This is a genomic window from Martelella radicis (assembly GCF_014196625.1).
Taxonomy (GTDB): Bacteria; Pseudomonadota; Alphaproteobacteria; order Rhizobiales; family Rhizobiaceae; genus Martelella; species Martelella radicis.
On the sequence record NZ_JACIDZ010000003.1, the window covers coordinates 104,305 to 130,584 of the forward strand.

At 62.1% G+C, this 26,280-nt stretch carries 26 protein-coding genes; 20 read left to right on the top strand and 6 right to left on the bottom strand.

The genetic code is table 11. The features are described from left to right. Nucleotides 1-161 precede the first annotated feature (161 nt). A complete protein-coding gene (locus GGR30_RS06185; RefSeq protein WP_183483643.1) occupies nucleotides 162-743 on the top strand; it encodes a thymidine kinase in 582 nt (193 codons plus the stop codon). A 98-nt stretch (nucleotides 744-841) separates the two neighbouring features. Here the strand turns inward: GGR30_RS06185 and GGR30_RS06190 are convergent, their stop codons facing one another. After that, nucleotides 842-1,510, bottom strand: a complete 669-nt coding sequence (locus tag GGR30_RS06190; protein WP_183483645.1) for a helix-turn-helix transcriptional regulator — start codon at nucleotides 1,508-1,510, stop codon at nucleotides 842-844. 116 nt (nucleotides 1,511-1,626) lie between these two features. Between GGR30_RS06190 and GGR30_RS06195 the strand changes: the two genes are divergently transcribed. Further along, on the top strand, nucleotides 1,627-2,034 hold the full coding sequence (locus tag GGR30_RS06195; protein WP_183483647.1) for a hypothetical protein: 408 nt from the start codon (nucleotides 1,627-1,629) through the stop codon (nucleotides 2,032-2,034). A gap of 6 nt (nucleotides 2,035-2,040) precedes the next feature. On the opposite strand, the gene GGR30_RS06200 is transcribed toward GGR30_RS06195, so the two are convergent. Further along, a complete protein-coding gene (locus GGR30_RS06200; protein WP_183483648.1) occupies nucleotides 2,041-4,359 on the bottom strand; it encodes an NADP-dependent malic enzyme in 2,319 nt (772 codons plus the stop codon). 277 nt (nucleotides 4,360-4,636) lie between these two features. On the opposite strand from GGR30_RS06200, the gene GGR30_RS06205 reads away from it, so the two are divergent. Further along, nucleotides 4,637-5,023, top strand: coding sequence for a DoxX family protein (locus GGR30_RS06205; RefSeq protein WP_138748721.1), 387 nt, complete (start codon nucleotides 4,637-4,639; stop codon nucleotides 5,021-5,023). A 66-nt stretch (nucleotides 5,024-5,089) separates the two neighbouring features. Here the strand turns inward: GGR30_RS06205 and GGR30_RS06210 are convergent, their stop codons facing one another. Continuing rightward, entirely contained in the window at nucleotides 5,090-6,073 is a 984-nt protein-coding gene (locus GGR30_RS06210; protein ID WP_183483650.1) for an aldo/keto reductase, read from the bottom strand. A 271-nt stretch (nucleotides 6,074-6,344) separates the two neighbouring features. On the opposite strand from GGR30_RS06210, the gene GGR30_RS06215 reads away from it, so the two are divergent. The 4 genes from GGR30_RS06215 (at nucleotide 6,345) to GGR30_RS06230 (ending at nucleotide 9,331) form a co-directional block, all read left to right on the top strand. Next, complete coding sequence (locus GGR30_RS06215) at nucleotides 6,345-7,241, top strand: LysR family transcriptional regulator (protein ID WP_183483652.1); 897 nt, start codon at nucleotides 6,345-6,347, stop codon at nucleotides 7,239-7,241. Nucleotides 7,242-7,370: 129 nt separating this feature from the next. Beyond that, complete coding sequence (locus GGR30_RS06220) at nucleotides 7,371-8,132, top strand: carboxymuconolactone decarboxylase family protein (RefSeq protein WP_183483654.1); 762 nt, start codon at nucleotides 7,371-7,373, stop codon at nucleotides 8,130-8,132. Between the two features lie 141 nt (nucleotides 8,133-8,273). Further along, nucleotides 8,274-8,912, top strand: a complete 639-nt coding sequence (locus tag GGR30_RS06225) for an NADPH-dependent F420 reductase (RefSeq protein ID WP_183483656.1) — start codon at nucleotides 8,274-8,276, stop codon at nucleotides 8,910-8,912. A 23-nt stretch (nucleotides 8,913-8,935) separates the two neighbouring features. Continuing rightward, nucleotides 8,936-9,331 carry a (R)-mandelonitrile lyase gene (locus GGR30_RS06230; protein ID WP_183483659.1) on the top strand — a complete coding sequence of 132 codons (396 nt, stop codon included), beginning with the start codon at nucleotides 8,936-8,938 and terminating at the stop codon, nucleotides 9,329-9,331. A 38-nt stretch (nucleotides 9,332-9,369) separates the two neighbouring features. On the opposite strand, the gene GGR30_RS06235 is transcribed toward GGR30_RS06230, so the two are convergent. After that, entirely contained in the window at nucleotides 9,370-9,813 is a 444-nt protein-coding gene (locus GGR30_RS06235; RefSeq protein ID WP_183483661.1) for a cytochrome P460 family protein, read from the bottom strand. Nucleotides 9,814-9,942: 129 nt separating this feature from the next. On the opposite strand from GGR30_RS06235, the gene GGR30_RS06240 reads away from it, so the two are divergent. The 5 genes from GGR30_RS06240 to grxB all read left to right on the top strand — a co-directional run bounded on the left by GGR30_RS06240 (nucleotide 9,943) and on the right by grxB (nucleotide 15,919). Then, nucleotides 9,943-11,304: an MFS transporter gene (locus tag GGR30_RS06240; RefSeq protein WP_183483663.1), complete on the top strand. Its 1,362-nt coding sequence runs from the start codon at nucleotides 9,943-9,945 to the stop codon at nucleotides 11,302-11,304. 228 nt (nucleotides 11,305-11,532) lie between these two features. After that, complete coding sequence (locus tag GGR30_RS06245) at nucleotides 11,533-12,627, top strand: NAD(P)-dependent alcohol dehydrogenase (protein ID WP_210287969.1); 1,095 nt, start codon at nucleotides 11,533-11,535, stop codon at nucleotides 12,625-12,627. 275 nt (nucleotides 12,628-12,902) lie between these two features. Continuing rightward, nucleotides 12,903-14,549 (top strand): acyltransferase, encoded by a 1,647-nt coding sequence (locus tag GGR30_RS06250; protein ID WP_183483668.1) that lies wholly within the window; start codon nucleotides 12,903-12,905, stop codon nucleotides 14,547-14,549. Nucleotides 14,550-14,577: 28 nt separating this feature from the next. Then, nucleotides 14,578-15,231: a ThuA domain-containing protein gene (locus GGR30_RS06255; protein ID WP_183483670.1), complete on the top strand. Its 654-nt coding sequence runs from the start codon at nucleotides 14,578-14,580 to the stop codon at nucleotides 15,229-15,231. Between the two features lie 49 nt (nucleotides 15,232-15,280). Then, nucleotides 15,281-15,919: a glutaredoxin 2 gene (grxB, locus tag GGR30_RS06260; RefSeq protein ID WP_183483673.1), complete on the top strand. Its 639-nt coding sequence runs from the start codon at nucleotides 15,281-15,283 to the stop codon at nucleotides 15,917-15,919. Nucleotides 15,920-15,925: 6 nt separating this feature from the next. On the opposite strand, the gene GGR30_RS06265 is transcribed toward grxB, so the two are convergent. Next, nucleotides 15,926-17,734: a monovalent cation:proton antiporter-2 (CPA2) family protein gene (locus tag GGR30_RS06265; protein WP_183483675.1), complete on the bottom strand. Its 1,809-nt coding sequence runs from the start codon at nucleotides 17,732-17,734 to the stop codon at nucleotides 15,926-15,928. A gap of 103 nt (nucleotides 17,735-17,837) precedes the next feature. Between GGR30_RS06265 and GGR30_RS06270 the strand changes: the two genes are divergently transcribed. From GGR30_RS06270 to ppa, 7 genes are all read left to right on the top strand, one after another. Then, the gene (locus GGR30_RS06270) at nucleotides 17,838-19,193 is read left to right on the top strand and encodes a TldD/PmbA family protein (protein ID WP_183483678.1); all 1,356 of its coding nucleotides are present in this window, start codon (nucleotides 17,838-17,840) and stop codon (nucleotides 19,191-19,193) included. 96 nt (nucleotides 19,194-19,289) lie between these two features. Then, a complete protein-coding gene (locus tag GGR30_RS06275) occupies nucleotides 19,290-20,120 on the top strand; it encodes a 3'(2'),5'-bisphosphate nucleotidase CysQ (RefSeq protein ID WP_183483680.1) in 831 nt (276 codons plus the stop codon). 67 nt (nucleotides 20,121-20,187) lie between these two features. Beyond that, on the top strand, nucleotides 20,188-20,421 hold the full coding sequence (locus GGR30_RS06280; RefSeq protein ID WP_183483682.1) for a DUF4170 domain-containing protein: 234 nt from the start codon (nucleotides 20,188-20,190) through the stop codon (nucleotides 20,419-20,421). Between the two features lie 256 nt (nucleotides 20,422-20,677). Next, the gene (locus tag GGR30_RS06285) at nucleotides 20,678-22,069 is read left to right on the top strand and encodes a 3-deoxy-D-manno-octulosonic acid transferase (RefSeq protein ID WP_183483684.1); all 1,392 of its coding nucleotides are present in this window, start codon (nucleotides 20,678-20,680) and stop codon (nucleotides 22,067-22,069) included. A 47-nt stretch (nucleotides 22,070-22,116) separates the two neighbouring features. After that, nucleotides 22,117-23,157: a tetraacyldisaccharide 4'-kinase gene (lpxK, locus tag GGR30_RS06290; RefSeq protein WP_183483685.1), complete on the top strand. Its 1,041-nt coding sequence runs from the start codon at nucleotides 22,117-22,119 to the stop codon at nucleotides 23,155-23,157. Between the two features lie 111 nt (nucleotides 23,158-23,268). Then, complete coding sequence (locus GGR30_RS06295) at nucleotides 23,269-23,775, top strand: GNAT family N-acetyltransferase (RefSeq protein WP_210287960.1); 507 nt, start codon at nucleotides 23,269-23,271, stop codon at nucleotides 23,773-23,775. 119 nt (nucleotides 23,776-23,894) lie between these two features. Continuing rightward, a complete protein-coding gene (gene ppa / locus GGR30_RS06300) occupies nucleotides 23,895-24,428 on the top strand; it encodes an inorganic diphosphatase (protein ID WP_183483686.1) in 534 nt (177 codons plus the stop codon). Nucleotides 24,429-24,597: 169 nt separating this feature from the next. Here the strand turns inward: ppa and GGR30_RS06305 are convergent, their stop codons facing one another. Further along, entirely contained in the window at nucleotides 24,598-24,888 is a 291-nt protein-coding gene (locus tag GGR30_RS06305; RefSeq protein WP_183483687.1) for a YggT family protein, read from the bottom strand. A 138-nt stretch (nucleotides 24,889-25,026) separates the two neighbouring features. On the opposite strand from GGR30_RS06305, the gene GGR30_RS06310 reads away from it, so the two are divergent. Next, nucleotides 25,027-26,274: an MFS transporter gene (locus tag GGR30_RS06310; RefSeq protein WP_183483688.1), complete on the top strand. Its 1,248-nt coding sequence runs from the start codon at nucleotides 25,027-25,029 to the stop codon at nucleotides 26,272-26,274. The last annotated feature ends 6 nt before the right edge of the window (nucleotides 26,275-26,280 follow it).

Sequence of the window (26,280 nt, forward strand, 5' to 3'; positions counted from 1 at the left end):
CTCTTCCACAAACCGGCCTTTGCGACAAGGGTACGCTGCTGGTGGGAAGCGGATCGCCGCTCCCTGCGGTCGTCTGATCTATCTTTCCTGTGATTTGGTTTTTTTTGCACTTTATTATCGCCCGTCCTTTTCGGCAAAAGGAAGCCGGAAGGATCGGGAACATGGCCAAGCTTCACTTTTATTACGCCACGATGAATGCGGGGAAATCCACCCTGCTTCTGCAGGCCGCCTATAATTACCGCGAGCGCGGCATGCATGCGGTTATCCTGCTTGCCGAACTCGATGACAGGGCCGGCAGGGGCATTGTCTCGTCGCGCATTGGCCTGACTGCCGACGCGGTGACATTCGGCCCCGAAACCGATCTCTTCGAACTCGCGGGGCGGCTGAACAACGAACAGAAGATCGACTGCCTGTTTGTCGATGAGACGAATTTCGCCACGTCCGACCACGTCTGGCAACTGGCCCGTATCGTCGATGAGCTCGGCCTGCCGGTCATGGCTTACGGCTTGCGCTCTGATTTTCGCGGTGAACTGTTCCCGGCCTCCAGAGAGCTTTTCGTGCTGGCCGACGAGATTCGGGAGGTGCGCACGATCTGTCATTGCGGCCGCAAGGCGACCATGGTCGTGCGCCTGGATGGCGAGGGCAATGTGCTGCTGGACGGCCCTCAGATCGAGGTGGGCGGCAATGAGCGCTATGTCTCGTTCTGCCGCAAGCACTGGAAAGACAAGACCGGGCGAAAGTGACGCGCCTTTGCTCCCGCTGCCAATCCGGGGCGTCGTTGCGGCGCGGCCACCGATTGGAGATCAGCAGGCCTGTGACCGCCATCCGCGTTCGCGTTGCTTCAGTCAATGATGTTGAAGCGGATCGCCTTGGCCACGAGCTGGGCCCGGTTAACGCAATCCATCTTGCGGATGGCGTTGGCGAGATAGGCATTCACCGTATGGTCCGACAGGCCCAGTATGCCCCCGATCTCGTGCGAGGTCTTGCCTTCCGCCGTCCAGCGGATCACTTCGGTTTCACGCGCTGAAAGATTGCCGATCGGCCGCCCTGGATGATTGTGCAGCTCCGCGTGCCGCCTGAGGGCGCGCCGGGCGATGCGGGTGAGGGCGAATTCTTCCTTGCTGCCGAGCGGTTTGCGATCGCCAAAGAAAAGAAGTCCCGTCTGGCGGTTGGCGTCGAAGGCGAAGGTGAACACGATGCCCATGGTGATCTGCAAGGCGCGCATTCGCTGGGCGAAATCGCTCCGGCCCGGATCATCCGGATTTTCGATATCGGCGAGCGACCATTGCAGCGGAGCGCCCGGACGGCGATGGGTCTCGGTCAGGGGCACGAAGCGCAGCAAGCCCACGTGATCATGGATCTCGACGAAGGAACGCGGCAGTGTTGTGCAGTGAACGAGCGCAGGGACGATGGCTGCCTTGGGTCTTGGGATCTCCATGACGGTGAAGTGAACCAGACCGAAATACGGTGCAATCGGTGCGAGTATGCGGTAAACCGCACCGGCGTCCATAGCGGAGTCGATTTCGCGCTTAAATTGAATTGGCTTGTCTTCGCCAGAAGATGTCATGCCTTCGTCCTGGTGATTTTTATCGATGTTTTACATACACTTAAAGATTTTCTCCGGTCATGGCATTGCTTGTCAGTGCGCCAGAAGATGCTGTAAGGCAAAGAATCCTTTTTACAACTCTCTCTGGCAATATACATACGCGTAAGATGTTGTCGAGTTGCAATGATGAAAAAATTCTCTTTTTACGAGTAGCAATCTGCGTGTCGGAAATGCCTGCCCGCGGCAAGACAAAAGGGGGCGACGGTGAGAAGTTCAACCGTAGGGAAAGCCCTTGCGAGGGATATGAAAAAGCCGTCCGCGACGGGGCCGGGACGGCTCATGCAGCAGTTCTGAATCTACCTTCGGTTCCGGCTGCGAGTCGACCAGCGATGCGGCGGGATGAAGCGGTTGGGCCGCGATTGGAAGCGCCGCTCTATTCCCTTGTTTTCATTGAACAGAGACCCGAGGCGCCGGTTCACGCCTCCTGAGTTTTCCTACACCGCATTGCGCCGCTCCTCCTGAGCCAGATCGGCCTCGACAACGGCAAGCGTCGCCATGTTGACGATGCCGCGCGAAGTGACCGATGGCGAGAGAATATGGGCGGGAAGGGCGCTGCCGAGCAGGATCGGCCCCACATGCAACGCATCCAGCATGCTCTGAACCACTGTCATGGTGATGTGGGCCGCATCGAGCGAGGGAAAGATCAGAAGATTCGCCTCGCCTGAGAGCGTGCTGTTGGGCATGACGCGCTTGCGCAGGATATCGGAAATCGCCGTGTCGCCGTGCATCTCGCCGTCGACCTCCAGATCCGGCATCCGTTCGCGGATGATGGCGAGCGCTTCGCGCATGCGCGTGGCACTTTCCGAATCCCGCGACCCGAAATTCGAATGCGACACGAGCGCCGCCTTGGCGGCCATGCCGAAGCGCGAGACCGCGCGGGCCGACTGGATCGTCGTCTCCGCGATCTCCTCGGGCGTCGGGCAATAGGTCACATGGGTGTCGGCGAAGAAGGTGGCGCCGCGGTTGGAGATCAGCAGGCCCAGGCTGGAGAAATCGCGCACGTCCTCGTGCTTGCCGATGATGTTGCCGATGTCGCGCAGATGCCGGTCGAACCGGCCTTCCACGCCGCACAGCAATGCATCGGCATCGCCGCGCTTGACGGCCAGCGCGCCGATCACCGTGGTGTTGGTGCGCACGATGGTGCGTGCCCGGTCCGGGGTCACGCCCTTGCGCGCAACAAAACTCAGATATTCATCGACATATTCCCGGAACCGCGAATCGCTTTCCGGGTTGATGATGTCATAATCCTCCTGAGGCCGCATTCTGAGCCCGTAGCGCTTCATGCGGGTTTCGAGCACGTTGGGGCGTCCGATCAGGATGGGGCGGGAAATGCCTTCCTCGATCAGCACCTGCGCTGCCCGCATCACCCGCTCATCCTCGCCGTCGGAGAAGATCACGCGCTTCGGTTCGGCGGCCTTGGCGGCGGCGAAGACCGGTTTCATCACGAGGCCCGAGCGGAAGGCGAAACGGTTCAGATGGTCGTAATAGGCCTCATGGTCCTCGATCGGCCGCTCGGCGACGCCGCTTTCGGCCGCCGCCTTCGCCACGGCCGGCGCGATGCGCAGGATGAGGCGCGGATCGAAGGGGGAGGGGATCAGATAGTCCGGGCCGAAGATCAGCGGCTCGCCGGTGGAGGAGTGCGGCACCTCCCAGACCTCTTCCTTGGCAAGCCCGGCGATCGCGCGGACGGCGGCCATCTTCATCTCTTCATTGATGGTACGCGCGCCGCAATCGAGCGCGCCGCGGAAGATGTAGGGGAAGCAGAGAACGTTGTTGACCTGATTGGGGAAATCCGACCGTCCGGTGCAGATCATCGCGTCCTCGCGCTCGGCGCGCGCGAGGTCCGGCATGATTTCCGGCACGGGATTGGCCAGCGCCATGATCATCGGCTTTTCGGCCATCTGTTTCAATAGCGCCGGCTTCAGCGCGCCCGCCACCGAAAGGCCGAGGAAGACGTCGGCGCCCTCGATATGGTCGGCAAGCGCATGGGCATCGCTTTCCTGGGCGTAGACCGCCTTCCACTGGTCCATGTTGGTCTCGCGACCGGGATAGACGAGGCCGTCGATATCGAAGACCCAGATGTTCTCGCGCTTTGCCCCGAGCGAGACCAGAAGGTTGAGGCAGGCGAGCGCTGCGGCGCCCGCGCCGGAAGCGACGATCTTGACGTTCTCGATCGACTTTCCGGCAAGCTCCAGCCCGTTCAGAATGGCGGCGGCGACGATGATGGCGGTGCCGTGCTGGTCGTCGTGGAAGACCGGGATCTGCATCTTCTCGCGCAGGATGCGCTCGACCTCGAAACATTCCGGCGCCTTGATATCCTCAAGGTTGACGCCGCCGAAGGTGGGCTCCAGCGCGGAAATCGTCGAGACCATCTCGTCGATGGTCGGCGCGTCGATCTCGATGTCGAAGACGTCGACGCCGGCAAACTTCTTGAACAGGACGGCCTTGCCTTCCATGACCGGCTTGGAGGCGAGCGGTCCGATATTGCCGAGGCCGAGCACGGCGGTGCCATTGGAAATGACGGCAACGAGATTGCTGCGCGATGTGTATTTGGCCGCATCGGACGGATTGTCATGGATGGCGATGCAGGGCGCGCCGACGCCGGGCGAATAGGCAAGCGCCAGGTCGCGCTGGTTGCCGAGCGGCTTGATCGCCTGGATTTCGAGTTTCCCGGCCCGCGGATAGCGGTGGTAGAAAAGCGCCTGTTGCTGCAAGTCTTCTCCGGCGCCCTTGGTTTCTTTGGGTTCGCTCATCTTGTTCTCTCCTTGTCCGGCGCCGGTGCCCGGCCTCCTCAACGCCGGGCGACTATATTTGCGCGCATCACGAACTTCAATCCATCGTTGTCGCACCGTGGACGGATTTGATCCGGACTTGAGAAAATGCCGCGTCGCCTGCCATGACTTGCTGTGCGGCGACTGACTGTTCACAGCAACAGATGTTCCACTCCCCGTATTTTCAGGTATTCTGGTGTCAAGACCAGGCGGTCTCGCGTAGACGCCGATCGTTTTCAAAGACCGTATGGAGTCACAAATGAATAAAATGCTGCAGCCGATGGCGCCCTATTTCCTGGCCCTGCTCAGGGTCGTGTCGGGCTTGCTCTTCCTCGAACACGGCACCCAGAAAATCCTGCATTTTCCGGTGTCCGACATGCACCCGCCGATGTTTTCGCTGCTCTGGTTCGGCGGCATTCTCGAAATCGTGGGCGGGGCACTGATCATTGTCGGGCTATACACTCGTATCTCGGCCTTTGTTTTGTCGGGCATGATGGCGGTCGCCTATTTCATGTTCCACGCCCCCAACAGTTTCTTCCCGGCGTTGAATGGCGGTGACGCGGCCATCCTGTTCTGCTTCGTGTTCCTCTACATGGTCTTCGCCGGCCCCGGGGCCTTCAGCCTCGACGGCAAGAGGAAGCGCTGACAGCGTTTTGAGGCTGAAGCCGGCCCGTCCTGCCGGGGGCGGCCGGCGCTTTCATGAGAGCTGCCGTTACAGGCCCGAGCGTTTGAGGATCGCATCGGGGTAGCGGGCGCCCTTCGGCGTGAAGCCTGCCGCGTCGATCTCGGCGAGGTCGACAGCCGTCAGTTTGACGTCAAGCGCGCCGATATTTTCCTCAAAACGCTCGAGCCGGCGTGTGCCAAAAAGTGGCACGATCCAGGGTCTTTGCGCCAGCAGCCAGCCGAGCGCCACTTGGGCGGGCGTTGCGCCGTGGCGGTTGCCGATCCGCCGCAAATGCGCGACAAGCTCCAGATTGGCCTTTCTGGCCTCCGGCTCGAAACGGGGGATCTTGCCCCTCAGGTCGTTTTCGCTGAACTCAGTATCGGCGCCGATCTTGCCGGTAAGAAAGCCCTTGCCGAGCGGCGAATAGGGCACAAGGCCAATGCCAAGCTCTTCAAGGGTTGGGATGATTTCGTCTTCAGGCTCGCGGGTCCAGAGGGAATACTCGCTCTGGAGGGCTGCGACCGGCTGGACTGCATGGGCGCGGTGGATTGAGCCGGCTCCAGCCTCGGAAAGGCCGAACCAGCGGACCTTGCCTTCGGTAATCAGGTCCTTCACCGTTCCGGCGACGTCTTCCATCGGCACGTCCGGATCAACGCGGTGCTGATAGAAAAGATCGATGTAATCGGTCTTGAGCCGTTTCAGGCTCTTTTCCGCCACCGAACGGATCTGCTCGGGACGGCTGTTGACGCCGCCGCGATGCTCGCCGGTCTGCTGGTCGATATCCCAGCCGAACTTGGTGGCGATCTTGACCTTTTCGCGGATCCCTTCAAGGGCGTCGCCGACCATTTCCTCGTTGCTCCAGGGACCGTAGACCTCCGCCGTATCGAAAAAGTCCATACCGCGTTCGACTGCGGCCCTGAGGAGGGCAATCATCTCTTCCCTGTCGTCGATCTCGCGGCCCTTGCCATAGCCCATGGCGCCAAGCGCCAGGGCGGAGACTTCCAGTCCGGTGCCAAGCCTGCGTTTCTGCATGATGCTTGCCCCCCTTGTTCTTTGGTTTTCGTCACGCGCCAGTCTTCGTGCGAAACTGATCTTCATCCAACCTAGCGTGACGGCGGTCTTTGGACCACGTCACACGCTTCATTGCTGGAATGAAGGAAGATCATCGATCTCACGCAACAGCCGCTCGTCTGTGCGTATTCGGCTTCGGCATTCATTCTTCTCCGCACATAAATGTGAGTTTTCATGAGCGGTGTGCATATATAGGTTCCGGATAAGTCATCGAACGAGCCGGAGTTTTGCGATGCTGCGCGAAAACATCAATGATCTGATCGCCCTTTCTGTCGTTGCCGAGGAACGCAGCTTCACCCGCGCTGCGGCGCGCCTCAACGTCTCGCAATCGGCGCTCAGCCACACGATCAAGGCGCTGGAGACACGGCTCGGGCTGAGGCTTTTGACCCGCACGACCCGTTCCGTGGCGCCCACCATCGAGGGAGAGGACTTGCTGTCGACGCTTGGCCCCTGTTTCGACACGATCGAAGCACGGCTTCAGGCGCTGACCGACAGCCGGGGCGAACCCTCCGGCACGGTCCGCATCGTCTCGACGGATTATGCCATCGACACGCTGATGTGGCCGAAGCTTGCGCCGGTGCTTGAAGAACATCCCAAGGTCAATGTCGAGTTCGTGGTTGATTATGGCTATACGGATCTGGCGTCTGCCCAGTGCGACGCCGGCGTGCGATATGGCGAGCAAGTGAGCGAAGGCATGATCTCGATCCGGATCGGTCCGGACGAGCGCATGATCTGCGTTGGCGCGCCGTCCTATTTCGCCGCTTGCGGCCGGCCGGAAACGCCGCAGCAACTCAGTGAGCATCGCTGCATCAATCTGCGTCTTTCCACCCACGGCGCGCTCTATGCCTGGGAGTTCGAGGATAAGGACGGCAAGGATATCAGGGTGAAGGTCGACGGTCAGGTCTGCTTCAACACGATCAACCCTGTCGCCCGGGCCGCTCTGGATGGCTACGGCCTCGCGCTTGTGCCGGAAGGGCTTGTCAGCAGGGAAATCGCCGAGGGGCAGCTCGAGCTCTGCCTTGAGGCATATTGTCCCTCTTTCCCGGGCTTTCATTTCTATTACCCGAGCCGCGAGCGGCCGTCTTCGGCCTTTCAGGTCGTGCTGGACGCGTTGCGATACCGGAGCTGACCTCATTCATGAACCCGGCACATGAGTGCTTTCATGGAACCGGGTATTATTACCGGCCGTTCCTGCCCCAGATCATGAAGTGCGACAACGGTCGCATCGACCGACACTGGATCTTGAAGGAGACCGGACATGAAGAAACTGATCACAGCCTCCGCCTTTGCCCTCATGACGACCGGCGCTGCCGCACAGGATGTCTCAACCACAATTCCCGATGCCGTCGGCAAGGTGGCGCCTGCCTTGCAGGCCTATTCGAGCAATGACCTGATCGGCACGGTCTGGGAGGGCGAGGAGCTTTCGAAGCGCGATCGGGCGCTCGTCACCTTCGCCGCGCTGATGACCATGCATCAGACCGAAGAGCTTGAGCAATTCACCGCGCTGGCGCTCGATGCCGGCGTCGAGCCGTCCGAACTTGCGGAAACCATCACTCATCTCGCCTTCTACACCGGCTGGGGCAACGCCACGGCCGCAGCGACCGCGATGGAGCCCGTCTTCTCCGAACGCGGCGTGGCCGAAGAGGACCTGCCTGCGTTGGATCCCGAGCTTCTGCCGCTGAACGAAGAGGCCGAGGCTGCCCGCCAGGAAATGGTCTCCAGCACCTATGGCAATGTCAGCCAGGGCGTGGTTGACAACACCGAGCAGCTCCTCTTCCTCGACCTGTGGCTGCGCCCTGCGCTTGAGCCGCGTGACCGCAGCCTGGTGACGGTCGCCGCGCTGATTGCCGCCGGTCAGCCCGACCAGATGAGCTTCCATCTCAACAAGGCCATGGATAACGGCCTCACGCAGGAAGAGGCGGGTGCCGTTCTGTCTCACCTTGCCTTCTACACCGGCTGGCCGAAGGTCTTCTCCGCTATGCCGGTAGCCAAGGAAGTGTTTGAGACGCGGGCCGGCTGAAGGTCCTCGCATTCGCCGGGATGGGAAGGGGGCGCATGTCGCCCTCTTCTTCATTCATGAATAAGGTTCATGGCCGCAAGGAATTTACCGGCCTTTTTCCGCCCTGTTCCCCGCTCTATATCGGCTTTCAAGGAGATCGACATGAAAATCGCCATTCTCGGATCCGGCTTGATGGGGGCGAAGCTCGGCACGCTTTGGGCCGAATGCGGTCATGACGTGACCTTTGCCTATTCGCGAAGCCCCGCCAGGCTGCGACGCCTGGCCGGCAGGGCGAATGCGGCGTCGGGGACGGTCGCCGAAGCCGTTTCGGGCGCGGATGCCGTTCTGCTCGCCGTCCACTGGTCGCGGGTGGAAGATGTACTCGATCAGGCAGGTGACCTTTCAGGGATCGTCGTGCTCAATTGCTGTGTTCCGCTGGACGAGAGCGACAGAGAGATCGTGGTCGGAATGAGTACGTCCGGCGCCGAGGAACTGGCCCGAAAACGCCCGCGGGCTCGTTGGGTCTCCTGCTTCAACACGTCGCCCTCGGAAAGCCTTTCCGGCGTCTTCGCGCGCCGCGAACAGAAGCCGCGACCGCATCTTCTGGTCTATGGCGATGACCGGGAAGCCAAGGAGATCGCGGGCTCGCTGATCAGCGATATCGGCTTTGAGCCTCTGGAGGCGGGCGGGCTGAAGACCGGGCGTTTTGTTGAACCCTTCGCCATGGTCACCGCCGAACTTGCCTATGGCCAGCCCGGCGGCGCCGCGCTGACCTATCGATTTGAAAAACTGCACGATTGAACGTGTTCGAAAGGAGACTTCTGATGAAAATTATCCGTTCAGGTTCCGCCCCTTCCGCAAAGGGCCCCGAAGACTGGTTCACCGGCACGGTGCGCCTTGACCCGCTGTTTGCCGCCGAGGAGCCCGGCCGGACCAGCGGTGCTCATGTCACCTTCGAGCCGGGCGCCCGAACCGCATGGCATACCCATCCCGCCGGCCAGACGCTGATCGTCACTTTCGGCAAGGGGCGCGTACAACGCGAAGGCGGCCCGATCGAGGAGATCTCGCAGGGCGATGTCGTCTGGTTCCCCGCTGGCGAAAAGCACTGGCACGGCGCTTCGCCGGAGACCGCCATGAGCCATATCGCCATTCAGGAAAGCATTGACGGCTCGCCGGTTACCTGGATGGAGAAGGTTTCCGACGAAGACTATAACGGCTGATCGGCTGCGCCCGGGCGGGTTTCGCCCGGGCGTTTCGCTCAGTCGGAAAGCATGCGCGCGCGGGTAAAGACATAGTCGTCATTGGCGCGAGATGCATGACAGGCCTGACAGCGCGCGCCATCTTCATTCATGTCGGGCGAGCCGTCCGGCGAAAAGACCCGGAACTGCCAGCTTCCCGCATCCGACAGATCGGCCCATTCGGCGCGCTTTTCCATCACCAATATGCGATGAAGCTCGCCATCGCGGCTATCGTCCATTGTGATCACCGCGCCTTCGGGAAAAGCCGAACCTGCCCTCGCGGCGGCGATTGTCTCGGCAGCGGCGTATAGCTCCTCTGAGATGTTGCCGCGCTCCACCGTCGTATACTGCACGCCCTCGCGGTAATCAGGGTCCAGCGCAATGTCCTGGTTCGCAGGCTGCGCGCCGGCCGGGCAGACAGCCAGAAGAAAGGCCGGAACGGCCAGCGTGTTTTTGAACTTCATGGATTGGTCCCTTCATCTCGCAGCCTGAAGCCTAGATGAAGGTCCTTTTTCGATTAAGGCCGTGGAGCCGATGATAGAAATGAGAGCGGTTCATCAGTGGGTGCTTCCGCAAAACGAACGGGTATGATCTTGGAAACAGAGAAAACAACGGACGGCGCCGGCGCAACGCTGATCATCGTCGCGGCTGCGACCTGTTTGGCGCTGGTGGTTTTCACGGCCCCGTTGACAACGCTGAACGCGATGACCGAAAGCCTCGGTCTTTCACCCGGCGCGCAGGCCTGGGCGATGAGCGGCATGCCGCTTGGTGCCGCTGTTGGCCTTCTCACGGCGGGCGCGCTTGGCGACAGTCGCGGTCGTCGGGAGACCTTTCTCGGCGGGCTATGGCTGACGGCCTTATCCTCCGTTGTGACGGCTCTTGCGCCGAACGCAACCGTGCTGATCATCGGCCGCGTCGTGCAGGGGCTCGGTAGCGCCGGCATCATGGCTTGCGGCCTCGGGCTGATCGGGCAGGTTTTTGTCGGCGAGCGACGCAAGGCTGCTGCCGCCGTCTGGGCGGCGGCCCTTGGAACCGGCGTCGCGGCCGGCCCGATCATCGCCTCGCTCATGCTGTTCATCGGCGGCTGGCGGGCCGACCATGTCCTGATCGCGGTGGTGTCGGCCGTCCTCGGCGCTCTCGCGATGAAGCCGCTGCCCAAAACGGCCGGCGATAATGCGCGCATCGATATTCTCGGTTCGCTTCTTCTGATGGCGGGTCTCGGCGCGCTGCTTTCTGCTATGACCGAAATCCGCTTCGGCTTGACCGTCATGGTCTCTGCGCTTCTCGTTGCCAGCGTTGCTTTCCTGTCTGCCTTCGTTGTCCTGGAGAGACGGGTCGACAATCCGATCATCCAGCTTGAACTCTTCCGCCGTACCGATTTCGTCGGAGCGACGATTGCCGCCTTCGCGTCCGGAGCGGGGGTGCTGGCGTTGATGACGATGGTGCCGACGATGCTGGAGCGTGCCTATGGCATGAGCCCGCTGACGGCGGCCGTCGTCTTGCTCGCCTGGTCCGGGATCACCGCGATCTCCCCCTTCACCGCACGCTTTCTGCCCGCTGCATGGTCCTCTCGCAGCAGGGTCCTGATGGCCATGGCCGGTTGCCTCGCCGGCCAGCTTCTGATGCTTTTGCTGGCGGCCGACGCTTTCTGGGGGCTGGTTCTTCCCGGCCTCTTTGTCGCCGGCATATCCAACGGCATTCTCAACGGCGCGCTTGGACACGCGTCGGTAGAGAGCGTTCCGGCCGAACGCGCGGCCATGGGCTCGGCCGCCAACAACACCGCGCGCTATCTCGGATCATCGATCGGTATTGCGATCAGCTCGGTGCTGATTTCCGCGGCAGGCAGCGAGGGTCTTTTTTTCGGCTGGTATGGCTCGGTTCTGGCGACCTCCTTTTTCAGTGCTGCCGGCATTCTGCTGATGTTCCGGTTCACCCGCCGTGCGGCGAGGGCGTGATTTATGCCACCCGCTCATGAGTGGCAGTCGTCGTCAGACCATGATCGCCTTTCCGCCCTGGCCTAATATTCCCCTAGCGAAGATGAACTTCCTTCAAGCAAAGGGGATTGGACCATGTGCGAGAATTGCAGGAGCGATGTTGAACATCTGAGCATCCATGGAACCTCGAGGCGCAAGCTGATGAAGGTCGGCATGGGTCTTGCCGCCGGCGCGGTCGCCGTAACCGGCATGGCAGGCGCTGCGAGCGCGCAGGAGACATCGGTGGCCAACCGGACCGGTGCCCGCACCGTTGACGGCTTCGGCGTGTTCGAGGCGGCCGGCCCTGTCCAGCGTTTCGACATTCCGCGCCGCGCGGCAGGTCCGAAGGATGTGGTAATCGAGACGATGTATTGCGGTCTCTGCCACTCCGATATCCATACCATTCGCGGTGAATGGGGCCCGATCCGCGCGCCGCTCGCCCCCGGTCACGAGATCGTCGGCCGGGTTATCGGTGTTGGTTCCGATGTCACCCGTTTCCGGGTCGGCGACATGGCGGGCGTCGGCTGCATGGTCAACAGTTGCGGCACCTGCGAGAACTGCCTTCAGGGCCTCGAACAATATTGCCTGAACGGCGCGACCTGGACCTATGGCTCCCCGGCGGACGTGCCCGGCGGTTATACCCAGGGCGGCTGGTCACGCGGTATCGTCGTCACCGAGGATTTCGTCATCCGCATGCCGCAATCGGGCGACCATGCCGCCCGCGCGCCGCTGCTGTGCGCCGGCATCACCACCTTCTCGCCTCTGCAGCACTGGAAGATCGAGCCGGGCATGAGGATCGGCGTCAACGGTATCGGCGGACTGGGGCACATGGCGGTGAAGCTCGCTTCCGCCAAACGCGCGGACGTGACCATGTTCACCTCCACCGCCGAAAAGGTTTCCGATGCGGGAGCGCTCGGCGCGCGCGAAGCGGTGTTGACCTCGGATGAAGCGGCGATGCGGGCGCATGCCAGGCAGTATGACCTGCTGATCTCGACCATACCGCAAAGCTACCCGGTCGCGCCCTACCTTTCGCTTCTGGGGCTGGATGGCACGCTTGTCAGCGTTGGAACGCCGCTTGAACTGCAACAGACCATGGGCGGCAGCCTGTGGGGGCAGCGCCGGTCGATTGCCTCTTCGCTGATCGGCGGGATCCCCGAAACCCAGGAAGTCGTCGACTATTGCGCCAGCCACAATATCAGCGCCGATATCGAACTGATCCGCCCTGACCAGATTGACGAGGCGATGAACCGCGTCGTCGGCAAGCAGGTCCGCTACCGCTTCGTGATCGACCTGCAGGCGGCCTGACGCAGGTCCGGCCTTACCGGATCGGCCCGACGTTTCAGCGTGTTTGACCACGTTTCTGGGAGGCGTCGGCCACCCCGTCCCGGTGCTCCGCCTCACCTGGACGGGGTCGTTCCATCGTTCGTCTCCTCGGCGTTTCGATACTGCTTGCGTTTTCAATGTCAGTCCGGGGTATCGCTCACGCCTGACGCACGCTATGGAATCAGGAATGCTGCGCTGGCTATGGATACCTCCGGGTCTGGCCTGCCGCATTGATGATGACCTTCGGAGCGACGGGAATGGGTGAGGATCCTCAAGACGACAATGACGCACGCCGGCACGAGGCGCGCCTGCAGTTCCTGACCTGGGAGCGCAGACCCGAGGATATCGTTTCGCCCGCCCACCGGGCGCGCTGCGCCGCTCTTGCAAGAGACGCGGGCGCCGAGATCGATGAAACGGCCTATGTCGCCGAGAAGGCGGCCGTCTTCACGGACAGGCTCTATCTTGGTCCGACATCCTACATTGCCGGTTATGCCGTCGTGCGCGGCGATATCAAGATCGGTGCGGACTGCACGGTCAATGCCTATGCCTGCCTTGCCGGGAAGGTGTCCTGCGGCAATCATGTGCGCATCGCCTCGCATGCGCAGATCATGGGATTCAATCATGGCTATGAGGACCCTGATGTCCCAATCTCCCGGCAACCGCATGAAAGCCGGGGCATCATCATAGAGGACGATGTCTGGATCGGGGCCAATGTGGTGGTTCTCGACGGCGTGCGCATCGGACGCGGCGCGGTGATTGCCGCCGGCGCCACCGTCACCCGCGATATCCCGCCCTATATGATCGCCGGCGGCGTGCCGGCAAAGCCGATCCGTCGGCGCGGCGAGAAACGCGCGAAGCCGGGTGCAGATATCGATGCCGCGCTCCAGACCGTCGGCGACAGGATCGGGGCGGAGTGGCGCGCGATTCTGGCCCGGAGCATGCGCGACGGCGTCTATGTTTCCCGCGAGGCCGACGGCAAGGAACGGCCGAGCATGCGCCACCTGTGTGACGCGATCGAAATTGCGGCCGGTCTCGACGAAAGGCCGGAGGGGCTCGACGTCGATGCCGCGATCGCCGCGCTGAAGGCCGTTCAGGACCCTGAGACAGGCCTTTTTCCCGATCCCGGCCAGCCGCCGAAACCGGGCTCGCCACTGCGCGATGACGGGCTGGCGCTCTATAACGTGCTTTCGGTCGGCTATGCGCTGGAGCTGCTCGGCAGCCGGCCGGATCACAGGGTTTCGGCCGTCGAGCTTGACTCGCCCGAACTCTGCCTCTGGCTGGAGAGCCTGCCCTGGCGGACCAATGCCTGGGGCGCGGGCGCTGCCGTCGATGCGATCGGCACGGCGCTTTATTTCAACGCCCGCTATTTTTCGACCGGCCGGGCGCGCGAGACGCTGTTCGGCTGGCTTGCGCTTCATGTCGACCGGGCAACCGGTCTCTGGGGTGCGCCCACAGCGGCGGAAGGCCTGCTTCAGCCGGTCAACGGCTTCTACCGGCTGACGCGGGGCACGTATGCGCAGTTCGGCCTGCCGGTGCCATATCCTGAAGCGGCGATCAATTCCGTACTCGCCAACTACCGCAATCATGACGGCTTTGCCGGACCGGCCTATACGGCCTGCAACCTGCTCGATACGATCCATCCGCTTCTGACCTGTCTTGCCCAGACGGATCACCGCCGTTCCGAGGCCGAGGCGGTGGCCCGTGCGATCATCGCCCGCGCGCCGGAACGATGGCAAGCTGATGCAGGCTTTGCCTTTGCCGACGGGCAGGAAGCGGGCCTGCAGGGAACTGAAATGTGGCTCTCGGTCATCCATCTGGCGGCGAAACTGCTGAAGAGCGAGGACGCGCTGGCCTATGTGCCGAAGGGCGTCCATCGCACGGCCGCCGTCGGCCTCGGTCTTTAGCGCGCCGATTGAAGGGAAGGAGACAGCCATGACAAGGCGAAAGGCGCTTGTGGTTTATGGCGGCATGGCGCTGCACACGCCGAAGGAGGGCGCGGAGACGGTCCGCGATATTCTGGAGGCCCATGACTTCGCGGTCGATGTCACCGACGACTATGACGCGCTCGGCGCCGATGATGTCGGGACGAACGCCCTTGTGGTGCCGGTGATCACCGATGGCGAGCTTTCAAAGGAGAAAATGGCGAAGCTGATTGGCGCCGTTCAGGCAGGCACGGGGCTTGCCGGCTACCATATGGGGCTTGCGACAAGCTTTCGCGCCAGCGTGCCGTTCCGCTATGCCGCAAGCTGCTACTGGGTCTCCCATCCCGGCGACATCATCACCTATCGGGTCGATGTGACCCGCCCCGATCATCCGATCATGGACGGCATCGGGAGTTTCGAGCACACTTCCGAGCAATATTACCTGAACTACGACCCGGCGGTGGAGGTGCTGGCGACCACCACCTTCTCCGGCGCGTTCCATCCCTGGCGCAAGAATGTGGTCATGCCGGTGGTCTTCACCACGACGCATGGCAAGGGCCGCGTTTTCTACTCCTCGCTTGGTCACACGGCCGCTGAGCTCGAAATCCCCGATGTGCGCGCCATATTGACTCGTGGACTGCTGTGGGCCGCCCGGGCGCTCTGATCGGCAGCGTGTTTTCGGGGGCGCACTCTCAAACAGAAAGGAAATACTGATGAAGCTTTATGTTTATGACCATTGCCCATTCTGCGTGAGAGCCCGGATGCCCTTCGGGCTGAAGAACATCCCCTTCGAGCTTGCCTTCATGGCGAATGATGACGAGGAAACGCCGATCCGGATGATCGGCAAGAAGATGGCGCCGATCCTCGAGGATGATGACGGGCATATGGCTGAAAGCCTCGATATCGTTCACAAGGTTGACAGCCTCTCGGGCGAGCGCCTGTTTGCCGGCACGCCGCGCAAGGAGATCACCGACTGGCTGAAGACCTGGGGCAGCACCGTCAACGCGCTGGTGATCCCGCGCACGCCGGATCCGGTCTTTCCCGAGTTCAGGACCGCTTCGGCCCGCGCCTATTTCACCGAAAAGAAGGAGGCCACCTTCGGCGCCTTCGACGGGCTTCTGGCCGAAACCGAAACCCACAAGGCCGAGATCCTGAAAGGTCTTGGCGCGCTGTCGTCCTTCCTGCCCGACGCCGAAGCCTCGACCATCGACGACATCATGCTGTTTCCGACGCTGCGCTCGCTTTCGATCGTGCCGGATCTTGCCGTGCCCGAGCCGGTGGAAGCCTACCGCACCCGCATGGCGGAGCGCTGCGGCGTGCCGCTGGTGAGCGAACTGCGCAAGGCGGCCTGAGGTCGTTCAGGCCATATCCTTGCCGGTGACCTTGACAGTGGGGTCGAAGCGGTTGCGTTTCGGTCGCATCAGCGGCTCCGGGCTGACGGGGTGGGTATGGAGCATGTCCGAACCGGCCATGATGCCCTCCACCGCCTGAATCTCGAGCCGCTTGGCGTCGCGGCGGCGAATGTCGTCGGTGATCGCGGTCGCCTCGTCCTCGCCGGTGCCGAGCGCGATCAGCGTCTCCTTGCCGAAGGCGAGGCCCGATTCGAGCGTCTCGCGCAACTCATATTCGACGCCGCGCTGACGCAGCGCCAGCGTGTGGCCCCGGTCATAGGAGCGTGCATAGATGTGGGCGCGCGGGAAATTCTCCTGCACCACGTCGATCACGCGGTCCGTGATCTCGCGCTTCTGGGTGCACACGGCGACGATCTTCGCCTTTTCGATGCCGGCGGCGACGAGAACTTCCTTGCGGGTGCCGTCGCCGAAATAGATGTGGAAGCCGAAGGCAGACGCCTGCCGGATGCGCTCCGCCGAATAATCGATGATGGTGACGTCGCGTCCGCTCGCCAGAAGGATCTGCGCGGCGATCTGGCCGAAGCGGGAGAAGCCGACCATCAGCACGTCGGCATCGGCCCCGTCGAAATCCTCCTCCATTTCTTCATGACCCTCCTGACGGCTGGTCAGCCGTTCGGCAAGCCGCACGCAAAGTGGTGTGGCGACCATCGACAGCGTCACAACCGCGATCAGCACCGAGGCGATGGCATTCGAAAGAACCCCTGCCGCCGCCGCCGTCGAGAACATCACGAAGCCGAATTCGCCGCCTTGCGGCAGAAGAGCGGCAATGCGGACCGCCTCGTCATGAGCCGAGCCGGAAATGCGACATAGCCCGTAGATGACGGCAGCCTTGACGGCAATCAGCACGGGCACGGCGATGACGATGAGCAGGAGATTCTCGTAGACGACGTCAAGTTCGAGCGAGAGGCCGACGGCGATGAAGAAGATCGAGAGGAATACGCCCCTGAAGGGCTCGATATCGGCCTCGAGCTCATGGCGGTAGGATGATTCGGCAAGCATGACCCCGGCAAGGAACGCGCCCATCGCCATCGAGAGCCCGACCATCTGCATGGCCATGGCCGACCCGATGACAAGGAAGAGCGCGGCGACGATCATCACCTCGCGCGCGCCTGTGGCGGCGATGATCTGGAAAACCGGCGTCAGCACATAGCGGCCGGCGGCGATCATCAGCGCGACCACCAGAAGCGCAAGCGCGGCACTCGTCAGCATGTCGGAGGTCGTCGCCTCCTCGACGCCGCCGCCGAGGATGCTGACAAGCGCCAGAAGCGGGACGATGGCGATATCCTGAAACAGCAGCATGGAGAAGGACCGCTGGCCGTAGCGCGTGTTGACGTCGCCGCTATCGTCGAGGATCTGCATGGCGAAGGCCGTCGACGACAGGGCGAGGCCGGAGCCGGCGATCACCGCGGCGCTCCAGTTGCCGACGCCGCCGAGATAGGCAAGCGGGACGAGGATCGCGCCGGTGACCGCGACCTGGGCGAGGCCAAGGCCGAAAATATCCTTGCGCATGGTCCACAGCCGCGCCGGTTTCAGTTCGAGTCCGATCATGAACAGCAGGAAAACGATGCCAAGCTCGGCGACGTGAAGAACCTCTTCGCCATTCGTGATGCGCTGCAGAACGGGGCCGATGATCACGCCGCCGGCGAGATAGCCTAGAACCGTGCCGAGCCCCAGCCGCTTGAAGATCGGCGCGGCAATCGCGGCCGCTCCCAGCATCCATACGGTTTCGGTGAAGAGGCTCTGCGACGTCGCCATTTACTGGTCCCTGAATGTGAAGAAATCGAACGACCGGAGTGAACGATACTTGATGCGATGGAAAGTGAACAATAAATGGAAGCCCAAGGAAAGGCCAATGCCCATGTCATCGAAACTATCGCACAAAGATTCCGGTCAACTGATCGAGAGCGCGGCGCGGATCCTCGCGGTTGCGAAACGAAAAGGCGCCGACGCTGCCGATGTGGTCGTCTCCGAAGGGGCGTCCAACAGCGTCTCGGTGCGCGAGGGAAAGCGCGAAAACGCGCAGGCCTCCGAAAACCGGGGTTTTTCGCTGCGCGTGTTCTCCGGCGCGAAGGTCGCCAGCGTCTCGACCAATACGGATGACGATGTCGAAACGCTGGTGGACAGGGCTTTGGCCATGGCGAGGGTCTCGCCGGAAGATCCTTTCGCAAGCCTTGCCGAGCCCGACCGGCTGGCGCGCGATGTGCCGGATCTCGATCTTTATGATCCGACCGAGGTTTCGACCGAGACGCTCGTCGCCCGCGCGCTCGCCGCCGAGGAAGCGGCGCTTTCGGTAAAAGGCGTGACGAGGAGTTCCGGCGCCGGGGCGGCGCACGGCGAAGTCGCCTTCGCGCTGGTGACCTCGGACGGGTTTTCCGGCGGCTATCGCCGATCCTACTCATCCACCTCGGTCTCCGTCGTCGCGGGAGAGGGCACAGGCATGCAGCGCGACCATGACAGCGACGCGCGTTCCCATGACGGCGATCTGCGCCCAGCCGCGGAGATCGGCCTGGAAGCCGGCGAACGCGCGGTCGCGCGGCTTTCCCCGCGCCAGCTCGAGACCCGCAAGGGCGCGGCCGTGTTGTTCGAGGCCAAGCAGGCGCGCAGCCTTCTCGGCCATCTGGCCGGCGCGATCTCGGGCTCTGCCGTTGCCCGCAAGACCAGTTTCCTGCGCGACAGGCTCGGCAAAGAGGTCTTGAAGGCCGGCGTGAATGTGATCGACGACCCGTCGATCCTGCGTGGCGCGGGCTCCCAGCCATTTGATGGCGAGGGCGTGGAAAGCCGCAGGCTGGCAATGGTCGAGGACGGCGTGCTGCAGCAGTGGTTCCTGTCCACCGCGCTTGGGTGCGAACTGGGTTTTGAGACAAACGGGCGCGGCTCGCGCGCGGGCAATTCGCTTTCCGCGTCTCCGACCAATCTTTCCCTGGAGCCGGGCGAAAAAAGTCCGGAGGAGCTGATGCGGGAGATCGGGACCGGTCTCTACGTGACCGAACTGATCGGCCAGGGCGTCAACATGGTGACCGGCGAATATTCGCGCGGAGCCAGCGGTTTCTGGATCGAGAACGGCGAGATCGCCTATCCGGTCTCACAGGTCACGATCGCGGGCAATCTCAAGGACATGTTCATGGCAATGACGCCGGCAAACGATATCGACCGGCTTTATTCGATCGCGGCTCCGAGCGTTTTGGTCGAGGGGCTGACGCTGGCCGGTCGCTAGGTGTGATCTCGCAAAATTTTCGAAACGCTCTATATCTCCATCTCGTTCGAATGCGGCCTGAAGGGCCGATTGACCGGGGCGGTCCCGGAAAGGCAGATGCGATTGACCGACTATGAAACCACCGGCGACGACTGGTCTTCCGATCTCGCGCTCATCGAAAGCGCCGCTCGCGAGGCCGGCGCTGTTGCGCTTTCCCATTTCGGACAAGACCCGGAGGTCTGGTGGAAGAATGGCGGCCAGTCGCCCGTAAGCGCGGCGGATTATGCCGCGAATGAATGTCTAGAGTCGATCCTGACGAAGGCGCGCCCGGATTATGGCTGGCTTTCGGAGGAGAGTCAGGATGACCTGAAGCGGCTGGACAAGGAGCGGGCCTTCGTCGTTGATCCCATCGATGGCACGCGCGGTTTTCTCGGCGGGCAGACCAATTGGGTTGTCAGCGTCGCCGTTGTCAGCGGCAAGCGGCCTGTTGCCGGCGTTCTTGTGGCGCCCGCCCTCGGCGATATTTACACCGCGATGGAAGGCGGGCCCGCCATGCTGAACGGCGTGGCGATCCACGCGGCTGACGGCGATGTCGGGGCCGGCGATGAGCAGCTTGAGCTTTGCCTCCCGGCGAGCCTTGCCGACCGCTTCCACCCGCGTTTTCGAAAACGGCTGAAACGTGCCGCCTATATCCCATCGCTTGCCTATCGTCTTGCGCTCGTTGCCGAAGGCCGGCTCGACGGTACGCTGGTCAGGCCGAATTCCCATGACTGGGACCTTGCCGCTGCCGATATCATCCTCGCGCGGGCCGGCGCGGCGCTTCTCGATGACAAGGGCAGGGCGCTTACCTATAATCGTTCCGGCGTGCGTCACGGCACGCTTTTTGCCGGCAACCGGCGACTGGTCGGCACGCTGTTGCGGCAATTCGGCCCGCCCGGGCAATCTTGACAAGAGCAAGCAAACCTTCGACACACTGCGCGAAGGATTTGAGGCAAACGAAACAGTGAGGCTTATCATGGCTGATACGGTTGAAAACAAGCAGCTTCTGCATCTCGTCTTCGGCGGCGAGCTTGAAAGCCTGCAAAGCATGAAGTTCACGGATCTCGATGCGCTCGATATCGTGGGTATCTATCCCAATTATGCCAGCGCGCACGCGGCCTGGAAGTCCAAGGCACAGCAGACCGTCGACAATGCCCATATGCGCTACTTCATCGTCCATCTGCATCGCCTGCTCGACCCCGAAAGCTGATTTTTGAGGCGGTGACTCCATTTTTTCGCCGCAACGGTATGCTCTAGAAAATTCTGCGAATAAGCGAAGTCTGTATGAGTACAGGCAGGCGTTACTTTGCGTTTGCTGTTGAATGCATCGGTAAAACCGCATTTTTTGAAATTGTTGGCGTGGTCCGGATTCCCGCTTGATGGTATTTCTATATGCAGGTGATTCGCGTTTTGGTAGCGGTGCGGCTGCCTGTCCTTAGGTTTTGAACGGGGATGCGGACGAAAGTATGAAGACCGGCTTTTCAGTTTGGCTCGCCAAAAACGGGTATTGGCTCGGAGGTATTCTCGGCTATCCGTTATTGTGGGCGATACTTCACTACCGGGTAAGAATCGGCAAGGAAGAGCGCGCGCGTCTCAAAGAGCGTTTCGGTCGTACGAAACTTGCCCGGCCGGATGGCCCGCTGGTCTGGATCCATGCAGCAAGCGTCGGCGAGACGCTCGCCGTCACGCAGTTGATCGAGAGCATCAAGAATTGCGGCCTCTCCATTCTTCTGACCAGCGGAACGGTCACCTCTGCAAGGCTTGCCGCCGAGCGCTTCGGTGATGACGTGATTCACCAATACGTGCCGATCGATGCCATGCCGGCGGTGTCCCGCTTTCTTGACCACTGGCGGCCCGATCTGGCCGTGAACGTGGAAACAGAGGTTTGGCCGGTCACGATCAGCGAGCTTGCCCGGCGCAAGATCGCGCAGATCATCGTCAACGGCCGCATCTCGGACCGTTCCTTCGAACGCTGGATGAACCGCCGTGACCTGGCGCGCAGCCTGTTCTCGCGCTTCTCACTGGTCATGGCACAGACCGATCTGGACGCGGAGCGGTTTTCCGATCTCGGTGCGCTTCACGTCTCGGTCACAGGCAATCTGAAAGTCGATCGGGAAGCGCCGCCGGCCGACGACCAGCTTGTCGAGACGCTGAAGGGCGAGATCGGCGAGCGACCCGTCTGGGCAGCGATTTCGACCTTTGACGGCGAGGAAAAGATTGCGGCCGATGTCCATGTGGCGCTGCGTGGCAAGCATCGAGGCCTTCTGACAATCATCGTGCCGCGTCATCCGGATCGCGGGGACGTGCTCGCCGGGCTGTTTGCCGCAAAGGGGCTCAATGTCAGCCGACGCTCGCTCGGCGAGATCCCGGTGGAGGAGACCGATATTCTGCTCGGCGACACGATGGGGGACATGGGCCTTTATCTGCGCCTGACCGAAATCGCCTTCGTCGGCCGTTCGCTGATCGCCAAGGGCGGGCAGAACCCGCTCGAACCGGCCATGCTCGGTGCGGCGGTGATCACCGGGCCCCACGTCGACAACTTCCGCGACACCTACAGACAACTTCGCCAGCGCGGCGCGGTGCGCACCGTCGAAGGCGCCGAGGCGCTGATGCAATCGGTCGATTTTCTCCTGAGTGACCGGGACGCGCGAGGCCACATGATCTCGGCCGGCTATGCCGGCGTCAGGGAGATGCGCGGCGCTCTGATCAAGACGATGAAGGGCATGGAGCGCTTTTTGGCGCCGCTGCGGCTTGAAGCGCGGTTCTTTGCCCGGCCGCGGCCGGTTCCGGAGAAGAAACGCAGCGTCAACATTCAGGACAAGATCGCGAGCCAGGACCTGCGCAAGGCTCTTCGCTGAACGGGCGGTCCTGCCGTCCTGTCGTCGAAACGGGGGCGGCTCAAACCATGTTTTCCTCAATCCACGCCTTCTGGTGGCAAAAGGGCCATATTCTCAGTCTGGTTCTCTGGCCGTTTTCGCGTCTCTATGGCGCCATCGCCGGAAGACGGATGCGACGCGCGCGCGGGGCGTGCGTTCAGGTACCGGTTCTGTGCGTGGGTAATTTTACCGTGGGCGGAACCGGCAAGACTCCGGTTGCCGAAGCCCTGGCGCGCGCCGCAATCGGCGCGGGCAGAAAGCCGGGCTTTGTGTTGCGCGGATATGGCGCGAAAGTCACCACCCCGCGACTGGTGGACCCGAAGCGCCATACCCATGCCGACGTGGGCGACGAGGCGCTGATGCTGGCGCGCACCGCGCCCGTGGCGGTCTCTCCCGCAAGGGTGGACGCGGCGCGGCTTCTGGAAAGCGAGGGCGTCGACTTCATTATCATGGATGACGGTTTGCAAAGCGGCAGGCTGAGGCCGGATTTCGCTTTAGCCGTGGTCGATGCCAAGCGCGGTTTCGGCAACGGCCTCTGCCTGCCCGCCGGGCCGCTGAGAGCGCCGCTTGCCGCCCAGTTCCCGAAAACGGACGTTATTCTCGTCAATGGCGAAGGCGCGCGCGCGGGCGAGGTCGAAAGTCTTGCCCGGCACGCACGGGTTCCCGTCGAGCGGCTCAGCCAGAAACCGGCGGACGAGGATGTCGAAAGACTGTCCGGCCGCCGGGTTCTCGCCTATGCCGGGATCGGCGATCCGGACAAGTTCTTCGATACGCTTGAGGGGCTCGGCGCCGTTGTCGTGGAGCGGGTGCGCCTTGCCGACCATGCTCCGATTACCCCGGCGCTGGCGTGCAACCTCATGGCGCAGGCAGCCGCCGGCGAGCTCCTTCCCGTCACCACGGCCAAGGACATGGCGCGGCTTTCGGGCGCGCGGGACGGCAATCTTGCCGCCTTGCGCGCCATGAGCGCGGTCCTGGAAATCACCGCCGTGTTCGAGGACGAGGCAATGGCCGATTGCCTGGTTTCTGCCGCCGCCGACGCTTTCAGGAAGCGCTCCGGCGCGCCTTCGTGACATCCCCTTCGCGGTCGCTTCACGGCTCCCTTTCGATTTGGTGTGGGCAAATGCGGTCGATTGTCGTATTCTCAACCTGTGCCGAAAGAGCAAGAATATCGGTAGGGTGCCATGAGGATATTGTCTGGCGATGTGCGCCCCGCGAAAGCGGACGATGCGGAAAAGATCGCGAACGTGCACTGGCACGCCTGGCAGCATACCTATGCGGGCATCATTCCCCATGTCGTTCTGCAGACGATGATCACCGAGCGCAATCTGGCCTGGTGGCGTCGGGCGATCGCCAGCGAGGAAACGCTTCTGGTGCTCGAAGTCGAGGGCGAGCCGGTCGGCTATGCCAGCGTCGGCCTCAACCGGGTAAAGACATTGCCGCAGGAAGGCGAGATCTACGAAATCTACCTTTTGCCCGAATATCAGGGCCTTGGTTTTGGCCGCGAACTGTTCGAGGCCGCGCGCCGGCTGCTGAATTCGCTCGGCTGCAAGGGCACGATCTGCTGGGCGATCGACACGCTCGACCAGGCCGCCTTCTTCTTCAGCGGGCTTGGCGGCAAGCCTCTCGCCTTCGCCGAGGAGCACTATGGCGACCGGCTGATCGGCAGAATTTCCTACGTCTGGGACTGACAGCCGCCCGCCGCTATCCGGCGCGGACCGGGAAATTAACGGAAGTCATTTCGCGTTATTGCTTTGTCGGGCCAATTTGATTATCCAAGTCGCGATATTTTCCCTGTTTGGAGGCACCTATGCGTATTGAAGCGATTTCCATCGGCAAGAACCCGCCGGACGACATCAACGTCATTGTCGAAGTGCCGATGGGCGGCCAGCCGATCAAGTACGAGATGGACAAGGACGCCGGCGTGCTGGTCGTGGACCGCTTTCTCTATACGCCGATGATGTATCCCGGCAATTACGGCTTCGTGCCCCATACGCTTTCCGATGACGGCGACCCGATCGACGTGCTCATCTGCAATTTCCGTCCGCTGATGCCCGGCTGCGTTATCAATGTCCGCCCGATCGGCGTGATGATGATGGAAGACAATTCCGGCAAGGATGAAAAGATCATAGCCGTTCCTTCGCAGGACGTCAGCGCCCGCTTCGACAAGGTGCAGAACTTCACCGATATCCCGGAAATCCAGCTGAAGCAGGTCGAGCACTTCTTCGAGCACTACAAGGATCTGGAGCCCGGCAAATGGGTCAAGATCTTCGGCTGGCACGATGTCAACGAAGCCAAGAAGCTGATCGTGGAGGCCATCGAGCGCGCCAAGGACAAGGGCTGAGGCTTCTGAAACGCCGGCATCGCGGCTTTCGCCAATATGAAAGGCGCCGGGTCCCGAGGGTCCGGCGTTTTTACTGTTCGGTTGCGCGCTCTTGCCCCAGCTTTCGAGGCGCGCGTCATGCCATTGCTGCGGTCTTGCAGCAGAGCGGCCTTTTCTGAATCCCGTCCGGTCAGTAAAGCCGCGGGATCACGCCGGTCAGGATCAGACGCTGCAGGAAGAATACGATCAGCAGTACGATCACCGGCGAAATATCGATGCCGCCGAGATTGGGCAGGAAATTGCGGATCGGGCGGTAGACGGGCTCGGTGATCGCATAGAGCGCGCGGCCGATCGAATTGATGAATTCGCTGCGCGCGTTGATGATATTGAACGCGTAGAGCCAGGAGAATATGGCGCTGGCGATGATCACCCACTTATAGATTTCAAGCGCGTAGAAAATCGTCTCGAATAGCGCGATCATTGATAACTCCCGTTTTTTCCTTGCAAACATTTAGACATTCAAATCTAAACGGGCAAGGGGCCTCGGGTTTTCATCGGTTCGGATCGTTCGAAAACCGGATACGTTCCTGTCATTCGTAATCCGGAAAGCCAGATCCAGATGATAAACTCTGAGACCGGCGCGCGCTTCGACGCTTTTCGACACCGAAGCTACGCCCTCTATTTCTTCTCGCGTTTTCTTGGCACCTTTGCCGTCCAGATCGTATCCGTTGCCGTCGGATGGCAGATGTATGACGAGACAGGCAATGCCTTTTATCTGGGCCTGATCGGGCTATTCCAGTTTCTGCCCGCTCTGCTCCTGACGCTGGTGACCGGCACGGTCGCCGACCGCTACAACCGCCGCATGATCGCAGCCATTTGCTTCGGCGTCGCCACCGCCTGCGCCGCCATCTTGCTGATGATCACGGTCCTTGGCGTCTTTTCCCCCTGGCCGGTTTTTGCGCTTCTGGCCGTCTTCGGTACGGAAAGGGCCTTTTCCGGACCCGCGCTGCAGTCTCTGGCGCCGAACCTTGTGCCGGAAAAGGACCTCGCCAATGCCATCGCCTGGAATTCATCTTCCTGGCAGATCGCTTCGATTGTCGGGCCTGTCGCCGGCGGTTTGCTCTACGGCGGCGGCGCGGTCCTTGCTTATGCCACTGCCCTTGCACTCTTTGCCGGGGCCACTGTGCTGATGCTGATGGTGCCGAAGCCTGCCAGCAGACGACCGCACAGCGCTGTCTCCTTTGAAAGCATTCTTGCCGGCTTCCGCTTCATCACCTCGGAAAAAGTGGTGCTTGGAGCGATCTCGCTCGACCTTTTCGTCGTGCTCCTCGGAGGCGCGGTGGCGCTGATGCCCGTCTTTGCGCGCGATATCCTTGATCTTGGGCCCTGGGGGCTCGGCCTGCTGCGCGCGGCGCCCGGCGTCGGCGGCGTGCTGGTGGCCCTTGTTCTGGCCAGCGTGCCGATCCGCCATCATGCCGGCTATTACATGTTCGCGGGCGTTGCCGTGTTCGGCATCTCAACGATCGTCTTCGGCCTTTCCGCCAGCCCGTGGATCTCGATCGCGGCGCTTGCGGTGATGGGCGGGGCGGACATGATCTCGGTCTATGTGCGCGAGACCCTGATCGCGCTGTGGACGCCGGATGAATTGCGCGGCCGGGTGAACGCCGTCAACATGGTCTTTGTCGGCGCCTCCAACGAACTCGGCGAGTTCCGGGCGGGCACCATGGCCCATGTGATCGGCGCCGTTCCCGCCGTCATCTTCGGCGGTATCGGCTCGCTGGCTGTCGCCGGCATCTGGGCAGCGAAATTCACCAAGCTGCGCAATGTCGACAGTCTGGAAACGCCCGATCACCTCGTCGGGCGGTAGGCGATC